Below are 5,188 nucleotides of genomic sequence, written 5' to 3'. Positions count from 1 at the left end.
CGAGGCACCTGTCCTCGTCCCGGAACCCCACCCGGTCGCGTATATGAGCCGTATCGCCTGGCGGCGGTCCCGTATGAACGGCGCGCAGGGACACGCGCACCGCTCATACGGGACCGCCGTACGAACCCTCAGGCGCGGTACTCGGAGGCCCATGCCTCCACGGTGTCCGCGGCCCGGTCGAACGCCTCGACCCGCCCGAGGAAGTCCGCGCTGTGGTCGGTCAGCAGCGGCAGCGGCTCGCCGCCGCCCTCGCGGATCAGCAGCAGCGCCTGCCCCTGGACGGTCCGGGGGAGGCCGAGGTAGCGCACCGGCTGCTGTGCCGTGCGTACCTCGGAGACCCGCGACCACTGCACGGTCGAGGTGGAGAGCAGGCCCACCCGTCGCACTCCGTGGCGGCTGACCCAGGTGCCGATCCGCAGCACCCGCAGCGCGAAGACGATCAGCCCGCCCCCGACGGCCAGACAGACGGCGGCGCCGGAGAGCGCCCCGGCCACCGCGATGACCATCGCGGCGATCATGACGAACGAGGCGAGCAGCAGCGTCACCGCGCCCGCGCCCACCCGCCAGGGGCCCGGGCGATAGGGGCGCCGCCACAGATCGTGGTCGGCGAAGGGCAGCGCGACATCGTCGGTTTCAAACGTACGGTCGGCCGTCAGAAAGGGCAGGGGCACGACGGATCCTCACTCACCAGCACAAGGGAAGAAAGAGGTGGCTGTGACGGGTGAGGCTACCGAGGCACCCACCAGCCGACCACCCCAGGGGGCCGTTGGAGTCAGCGGGCCCTCTGGGACTGCGCCGCCTCGGACCGCTGGGCCTCGCCCGCCTTCTGCCCGGTCTCCAGCGCGGGGAGACCGAGCAACAGCGAGCCGGCCAGTCCGGCGACGACGGTCAGTCCGATCAGCGTACGGCCCGTGAGCTGGGAGAGGGACGGACGTTCGCGCGGCGGCGGTGTCACGTTACTGCGGAAGCGGTCGGACTCGGCGACGAACGAGAACGGGACGGCCTCCCGCCGACGGAACATCAGGGCACTCTCCTCAACTCGGCCGCGGCGCGGCCCGGACGGGGATGGATACGCTCGGGAGCCCCGGTCTCCCGTCCGCTGCGGCGGACCGGGGCGCGCGGGCTCCTACCCGTACAGACGCACGAAAGTCCGGTTCGGTGCCCGGATGGGGCGGGTGATTCCGGCGACAGCCCATGAGGCTCCCGGAGCGGGCCTGTGCGAGGGATCGGGCCGGGCCGGGGAACGGGGTCCGGTGCCGGAGAACCCCCACCCAGGCTCCGCCCGGGGGCACGCGAGCCCAGCACGATCCGTCAGACGGGCCCTACTAGGATGGGCGCCGCCCCCACGCCCCCTCTGGAAGGACCCGCACGGTGCCCGACACCCCCACTGACTCCGTCACCCCGAGCTTCCGCGGCGATGTCACCGTCGAACTGGTGAAGCACAGCGCCGCAGACTCCGACGTGCTGTGGGCGGCCCGGGTCTCCACCGCCGGGGAGCAGTCGCTGGAGGAGCTCCAGAAGGACCCGGAGCGCTCGAAGGGCCTGATCAACTATCTGATGCGGGACCGCCACGGCAGCCCCTTCGAGCACAACTCGATGACCTTCTTCATCAGCGCGCCGATCTTCGTCTTCCGTGAGTTCATGCGGCACCGGGTGGGCTGGTCCTACAACGAGGAGTCCGGCCGCTACCGGGAGCTCCTGCCCGTCTTCTACGTCCCCGGCCAGGACCGCAAGCTGGTCCAGGAGGGCCGCCCCGGAAAGTACGTCTTCGTCGACGGCAGCCCGGAGCAGCACAAGGTCGTCAGCGACGCCATGATCGACTCCTACCGGCGCTCCTACGAGACCTACCAGGAGATGCTCGCCGCGGGCATCGCCCGTGAGGTGGCCCGCGCGGTCCTGCCGGTCGGCCTCTTCTCCTCCATGTACGCCACGTGCAACGCCCGCTCCCTGATGCACTTCCTCGGCCTGCGTACCCAGCATGAGCTGGCGAAGGTGCCGTCCTTCCCGCAGCGGGAGATCGAGATGGTCGGTGAGCGGATGGAGGAGGAGTGGGCCCGGCTGATGCCGCTCACCCACGCCGCCTTCAACGCCAATGGCCGAATCGCCCCCTGACTCCTCCCGGAGCTGAATCCGCCGACCCCGCCGCCCCCTGCATGGCCCACCGCGCCGAACCTCCTCGGCCGTCCGGGTGGCCGATCATCGTGTCGCCATCCCGGGGGATGACGGGGACAGATGTACGGATACGGGGTCGCGCACCAGCAAGGTGTCCGCATTGCGGTGTTTCATGATGTTCATCTAGGCTGATCGAACGGACCCGGCACTGTCTGAACCCCCGAGCAGACAGTGCCGGGCTCCCTCCGTCACGGCATACGTCACGTCCCCTGGAGGGACACAGCGTGCTGAGCAACGAGTAGCGTGTTACCCATGGCTCCGATCCCCACTCCGCAGGCCCCCTTCGGGCGCGTCCTCACCGCCATGATCACGCCGTTCACGGCGGACGGCGCACTCGACCTCGACGGCGCCCAGCGCCTGGCGGCCCATCTCGTGGACGCAGGCAATGACGGCCTGGTCGTCAGCGGCACCACCGGAGAGTCGCCCACCACAAGCGACGCGGAGAAAGACCAGCTCATCCGGGCCATCCTGGAGGCGGTCGGCGACCGTGCCCATGTCGTCGCGGGCATCGGCACCAATGACACCCGGCACAGCGTCGAACTGGCGCGCGCCGCCGAGCGCGCGGGCGCACACGGCCTGCTCGCGGTGACGCCGTACTACAACAAGCCCCCCCAGGAGGGCCTGCGCCGTCACTTCTCGGCCATCGCCGACGCCACCGAGCTGCCCGTGATGCTGTACGACATCCCCGGCCGCAGCGGTGTCCCCATCGACACCGAGACCATCGTCCGCCTCGCCGAGCACCCCCGGATCGTCGCCAACAAGGACGCCAAGGGCGACCTCGGGCGCGCGAGCTGGGCCATCGCCCGCAGCGGACTCGCCTGGTACTCCGGTGACGACATGCTCAACCTGCCGCTGCTCTCCGTCGGCGCGGTCGGTTTCGTCTCGGTCGTCGGCCATGTCGTCACGCCCGAGCTGCGGGCCCTGCTCGACGCCCACACCCAGGGCGACACCCAGAAGGCCACCGAGATCCACCAGCGGCTGCTCCCGGTCTTCACCGGCATGTTCCGCACCCAGGGCGTGATCACCACCAAGGCGGCGCTCGCCCTCCAGGGCCTGCCCGCCGGTCCGCTGCGGCTGCCGCTGGTCGGGCTGACCCCCGAGGAGACCACGCGGCTCAAGGCCGACCTGGCCGCCGGTGGCGTTCAGCTCTGATCGAAGACTTCATAACTCCATATCAAGAGAAGAGCCGGCCCCGACGGCCGGACGCAGACAACAGCAAGTGCACGATTGTCACGTACGCCACGTGCCTCAGCGGTACGTGGCGTACGTGGTGAGGAGAGTCTTTTGAGCCATCCGCATCCTGAACTCGGCCCGCCCCCGAAGCTCCCCAAGGGCGGACTCCGGGTCACCCCCCTGGGCGGCCTCGGTGAGATCGGCCGCAACATGACGGTCTTCGAGTACGACGGCCGACTGCTCATCGTCGACTGCGGCGTTCTCTTCCCCGAGGAGGAGCAGCCCGGTATCGACCTCATCCTGCCGGACTTCACCACCCTGCGGGACCGTCTCGACGACATCGAGGGCATCGTCCTCACCCACGGCCACGAGGACCACATCGGCGGGGTCCCCTATCTGCTGCGGCTGAAGCCGGATATCCCGCTGATCGGCTCCAAGCTGACCCTCGCGCTGATCGAGGCCAAGCTCCAGGAGCACCGCATCCGCCCCTACACCCTGGAGGTCTCCGAGGGGAACCGGGAGCGCATCGGCCCCTTCGACTGCGAGTTCATCGCGGTCAACCACTCCATCCCGGACGCACTCGCGGTCGCCATCCGCACCCCCGCGGGCATGGCCGTCCACACCGGTGACTTCAAGATGGACCAGCTGCCGCTGGACAACAGGCTCACCGATCTGCACGCCTTCGCCCGCCTCAGCGAGGAGGGCATCGATCTGCTGCTCTCCGACTCCACCAACGCCGAGGTGCCCGGCTTCGTCCCGCCCGAGCGTGAGATCTCCCAGGTCCTGCGCCAGGTCTTCGCGAACGCCCAGAAGCGGATCATCGTGGCGAGCTTCGCCAGCCATGTCCACCGCATCCAGCAGATCCTCGACGCGGCGCACGAGTACGGGCGGCGGGTCGCCTTCGTCGGCCGCTCGATGGTCCGCAACATGGGCATCGCCCGTGACCTCGGATATCTGCGGGTCCCCGCCGGCCTGGTCGTGGACGTCAAGACCCTCGACGACCTGCCCGACCACGAGGTCGTCCTGGTCTGTACGGGTTCCCAGGGCGAGCCGATGGCCGCCCTCTCCCGGATGGCCAACCGCGATCACCAGATCCGCATCGTCCAGGGCGACACCGTGATCCTGGCGTCCTCCCTCATCCCGGGTAACGAGAACGCGGTCTACCGCGTGATCAACGGGCTGACCCGCTGGGGCGCCAACGTCGTCCACAAGGGCAACGCCAAGGTCCATGTCTCGGGCCATGCCTCGGCCGGTGAGCTGCTGTACTTCTACAACATCTGCCGCCCGCGGAACCTGATGCCCGTCCACGGCGAATGGCGCCATCTGCGCGCCAACGCCGAGCTGGGCGCGCTGACGGGTGTCCCCAAGGACCACATCGTCATCGCCGAGGACGGCGTCGTGGTCGACCTGGTCGACGGCCGGGCCCGGATCGTCGGCAAGGTCCAGGCGGGCTATGTCTATGTGGACGGTCTCTCCGTCGGCGATGTCACCGAGTCCTCCCTCAAGGACCGGCGCATCCTGGGTGACGAGGGCTTCATCTCCGTCTTCGTCGTGGTCGACTCGACCACGGGCAAGGTCGTCGGCGGCCCGCACCTCCAGGCCCGTGGCTCCGGCATCGACGACGCCGCCTTCGGCGAGGTGATCCCCCGGATCGAGGACGCCATCGCGCGTTCGGGCTCCGACGGTGTCGCCGAACCCCACCAGCTCCAGCAGCTGGTGCGCCGCACGGTGGGCAAGTGGGTCTCCGACACCTACCGCCGTCGCCCGATGATCCTGCCCGTGGTGGTGGAGGTCTGACGGCCTGACGTCGCACTTTGTGGAGCGGGGCGCCTCGATTTGCATC

General features: G+C 69.5%; 5 protein-coding genes. 3 read left to right on the top strand and 2 right to left on the bottom strand.

What is annotated here, in order from left to right:
* Nucleotides 1–128: 128 nt before the first annotated feature.
* Both ACFVIM_RS32610 and ACFVIM_RS32605 read right to left on the bottom strand, forming a co-directional pair.
* A complete protein-coding gene (locus ACFVIM_RS32610) occupies nucleotides 129–671 on the bottom strand; it encodes a hypothetical protein (RefSeq protein WP_384309231.1) in 543 nt (180 codons plus the stop codon).
* 101 nt (nucleotides 672–772) lie between these two features.
* Nucleotides 773–1,021 (bottom strand): hypothetical protein, encoded by a 249-nt coding sequence (locus ACFVIM_RS32605; protein WP_384309228.1) that lies wholly within the window; start codon nucleotides 1,019–1,021, stop codon nucleotides 773–775.
* Nucleotides 1,022–1,371: 350 nt separating this feature from the next.
* Here ACFVIM_RS32605 and thyX point away from each other — a divergent pair, with 350 nt between their 5' ends.
* The 3 genes from thyX to ACFVIM_RS32590 all read left to right on the top strand — a co-directional run bounded on the left by thyX (nucleotide 1,372) and on the right by ACFVIM_RS32590 (nucleotide 5,142).
* Nucleotides 1,372–2,112, top strand: a complete 741-nt coding sequence (gene thyX, locus ACFVIM_RS32600) for an FAD-dependent thymidylate synthase (protein ID WP_384309225.1) — start codon at nucleotides 1,372–1,374, stop codon at nucleotides 2,110–2,112.
* 312 nt (nucleotides 2,113–2,424) lie between these two features.
* Complete coding sequence (gene dapA / locus ACFVIM_RS32595) at nucleotides 2,425–3,324, top strand: 4-hydroxy-tetrahydrodipicolinate synthase (protein ID WP_384309222.1); 900 nt, start codon at nucleotides 2,425–2,427, stop codon at nucleotides 3,322–3,324.
* A gap of 132 nt (nucleotides 3,325–3,456) precedes the next feature.
* Nucleotides 3,457–5,142 (top strand): ribonuclease J, encoded by a 1,686-nt coding sequence (locus tag ACFVIM_RS32590; protein WP_384309220.1) that lies wholly within the window; start codon nucleotides 3,457–3,459, stop codon nucleotides 5,140–5,142.
* The last annotated feature ends 46 nt before the right edge of the window (nucleotides 5,143–5,188 follow it).

This window comes from Streptomyces sp. NPDC057638 (assembly GCF_042800315.1).
Classification (GTDB): Bacteria; Actinomycetota; Actinomycetes; order Streptomycetales; family Streptomycetaceae; genus Streptomyces.
The sequence above is the reverse complement of the archived record's forward strand: the minus strand, read 5'-3'. Positions and strand labels throughout refer to the sequence as shown.